The following is a 2,801-nucleotide window of genomic DNA, read 5'->3' on the forward strand; positions in this document are numbered from 1 at the left end:
TCAGCAAGCACGCGCCGCTGATCGTGCCGTTCATGGTCATTGTGCTGTGCCAGGGATTAATCTTGACTCGGCCTTCATGTCCAGCGTACCGGGCATCTTCCTCGGCTCGCGATGCTTGCGAACACGGCTCCGTCAGCGTCGTCGCGTTCGGGCACGACCGGCCCGGCACAGGCAATTGTGCTGTGAGCACCGTCGATTTCTTGAACGGTTACGGCCCGAGGAACTGGCACGCGCCAGTCTGTTGTAAAACTATTGATTTCGAAGAAAGAGGAAAGAAAGGCGATGCCGATTTATCCGTATCGTTGTGAAACCTGTGGCACGTTCTCCGTCATGCGTCGTGTCGCTGAACGCGACGCGACCTGTGCTTGCCCCACGTGTAGCGCTATCGCGCAGCGCATGCTGGCCATGCCTGCGCTGGCCTTTATGTCGTCGACAGTAAGTGCCGAACGCCAAGTCAACGAACGTGCGGTTTACACGCATCAGCATGGAGCGGGGTGCGGCTGCGGGTCGGGCGCACAGTCAAGCGCCGAATCGCCGGTGGGCTGAATGGATTCGCCGCCGGCGCCTTCGAGCGTCCGGCCCAATCCGCGGGGCGTCCCGGATCTTTGGTGTACCAAATGCTCCGAATCCTGACGACATCCCAGGTCAGCGGTATTTGTCATGACCGGGATTGTCTGCATTTTGCCGATCGGTTATCGGGCGGCTGCGTCGAGTACTGCACGTGACGCTGCGGGCACGCCGCAAGCAATCGCGCAGGCTGACCGCTCGTATGCCACGGTCGCGACGATCCAGGTGGCTGTATCGATGATCGCGACGGCCGTGCTTACACTGATCCTGAAAGCCTGGGCATTCCGGCGAACACGAGAGAAACTGTTGGCGGCCGCGCCGTCCACCGTCCGGAGCGACGGGCAGCAGAGTGAAGGGATGGACTTTGAGCATTCATCTCCACCAGGTCATCAACTCACAAAGGATAGGTGAACCTATTGAGCAATTTGAACCTCCAGTTGGCGCAGGCACTGCTCGCACGCGCGGTCGATAACGTGCGTCAGCAGTTTGACAAGCCGGTGTGCGTCTCCGTGTGTGATAGCCATGGCTTTCTCGTTGGATTTTTCCGGATGGACGATGCTCCCGTGCGCAGCATCCAGTTAGCGCACCAGAAGGCCTACACGTCTACCCGCATGGGTGTGACAACGGAGGAATTCCTTGCGCGGCTGCGCCGCGAGGAAATTCCAATCAGCTATTTCTGCGATCCGTTGTTGACTGCGTTGCCGGGCGGCGCGGTGCTAAGCGACGCGCAGGGTAGCGTGATCGGGGCGATCGGTGTCAGTGGCCTCACGCCGGCCGAGGATCAGGCCGTCGCCGACGAACTTGCCCGCTTCGGTACTCCATGCCGCTTGCAGGGCGACGCGCCGTGAGGTGTGCGCGGGTAATCTTTTTGCCGTTTTGTATCGTGCTTTAACAAGAGAGCAATCAATGAACCGGTTTAACGTATATGTGACACGCATGATCCCGCAGCAGACAATTGACGATCTGCGGCAGTTCCACGACGTCGAAGTCAATCCGCATGATCGGGCGCTCACGCGTGATGAACTTCGGAAGGCGGTACGAGGTCGGGACGCCGTGATCACGCTGCTGACTGACACAATTGACGGCGAAGTGCTCGATGCCGCCGGCCCGCAATGCAAGATCTTCGCGAATTACGCTGTTGGTTTCAATAACTTCGACCTGAGGGCGGCGACCCAACGCGGCGTGATCATGACCAATACGCCGGGCGTGCTTGACGACGCCACGGCCACACATGCATGGGCGCTATTGCTTGCGACTGCACGGCGCATCTCTGAATCCGAACGCTACGTGCGTGAGGCTAAGTGGCAGGGGTGGGCACCAATGGCTTTTATCGGCCAGGACGTCGACAACAAGACGCTGGGTGTCGCAGGCTTGGGTCGGATCGGCTCGAAATTTGCGCGCAAGGCGGCCGCCTTCGACATGAAGGTGATCTACACCGACGCACAGCGCAATCCCGAAATCGAACGTCAGGTCGGTGCGGCATTCGTCGACAAGGAAACGCTCCTGCGAGAATCGGACTATCTGTCACTGCACCTGCCGCTTCTGCCGGAAACACAGCATTACATCGGCGCGGCTGAACTTGCGAAGATGAAGCGTACAGCCATCCTGATCAATGCGGCCCGCGGTCCGCTGGTCGATGAAAAAGCACTGGTTGCCGCGCTGCGCGACAAGGTAATTTGGGGGGCCGGGCTCGACGTCTTCGAGCGCGAACCCGAACTCGAACCAGGATTGAGCAGCCTGGATAACGTGCTCGTCGTGCCGCACATCGCTTCCGCGACGATCGAAACACGCCTTGCGATGGGGAAGATCGCAACGGATAACGTCATCAGCGTACTGAAAGGCGAGAAGCCGCAGACCTGTATCAACCCCGAAGTATTGCGCTCGGTGGCGTAACAGCTTGTCATTGCCGTTTGCGATTTAAGAAAAGCTCATTGAAGAGGAAGTTATGGCAAAAGTTGGATTCATCGGTCTGGGTGTCATGGGTGCGCCGATGGCCGCCAATCTGCAGCAAGGCGGCCATCAACTATTCGTGCACGATCGGAACCCGGCGCCGACTGGCTTGATCGAGAAAGGTGCGACGTTCTGCGAGTCCGGCAATGCGGTGGCACAGCAAGCCGACATTGTTATCTTGATGGTGCCCGATACCCCGCATGTGGAGTCAGTGCTCTTTGGGGAAAGCGGCGTAGCGAGCGGACTCCGTGCGAACCAGATCGTGGTCGACATGAGCTCGATTT

6 protein-coding genes are annotated in these 2,801 nt (G+C 59.1%); 5 read left to right on the forward strand and 1 reads right to left on the reverse strand.

All coding sequences use genetic code 11. The annotated features are described in order from the left end of the window. A partial coding sequence (locus tag JWR14_RS16705) for a hypothetical protein (protein WP_299708713.1) occupies window positions 1-190 on the reverse strand: 190 nt, incomplete at its 3' end. A gap of 92 nt (window positions 191-282) precedes the next feature. Between JWR14_RS16705 and JWR14_RS38575 the strand changes: the two genes are divergently transcribed. From JWR14_RS38575 to JWR14_RS16725, 5 genes are all read left to right on the forward strand, one after another. After that, complete coding sequence (locus JWR14_RS38575) at window positions 283-546, forward strand: zinc ribbon domain-containing protein (RefSeq protein WP_366144552.1); 264 nt, start codon at window positions 283-285, stop codon at window positions 544-546. Between the two features lie 114 nt (window positions 547-660). Then, the gene (locus JWR14_RS16710) at window positions 661-978 is read left to right on the forward strand and encodes a 2-keto-3-deoxygluconate permease (RefSeq protein WP_299708716.1); all 318 of its coding nucleotides are present in this window, start codon (window positions 661-663) and stop codon (window positions 976-978) included. Between the two features lie 5 nt (window positions 979-983). Continuing rightward, window positions 984-1,415, forward strand: a complete 432-nt coding sequence (locus tag JWR14_RS16715) for a heme-binding protein (protein ID WP_299708719.1) — start codon at window positions 984-986, stop codon at window positions 1,413-1,415. Window positions 1,416-1,473: 58 nt separating this feature from the next. After that, a complete protein-coding gene (locus JWR14_RS16720) occupies window positions 1,474-2,460 on the forward strand; it encodes a D-glycerate dehydrogenase (RefSeq protein ID WP_299708722.1) in 987 nt (328 codons plus the stop codon). A gap of 52 nt (window positions 2,461-2,512) precedes the next feature. Continuing rightward, window positions 2,513-2,801 (forward strand): NAD(P)-binding domain-containing protein (locus tag JWR14_RS16725; protein ID WP_299708725.1); only part of this gene is annotated, 289 nt, incomplete at its 3' end.

Source organism: Caballeronia sp., assembly GCF_028292365.1.
Taxonomy (GTDB): Bacteria; Pseudomonadota; Gammaproteobacteria; order Burkholderiales; family Burkholderiaceae; genus Caballeronia.

Coding starts and splice junctions, on each gene's coding strand:
- JWR14_RS16710 (WP_299708716.1), top strand. CDS start 661: ATGACCGGGATTGTCTGCATTTTGCCGATCGGTTATCGGGCGGCTGCG.
- JWR14_RS16720 (WP_299708722.1), top strand. CDS start 1,474: ATGAACCGGTTTAACGTATATGTGACACGCATGATCCCGCAGCAGACA.
- JWR14_RS38575 (WP_366144552.1), top strand. CDS start 283: ATGCCGATTTATCCGTATCGTTGTGAAACCTGTGGCACGTTCTCCGTC.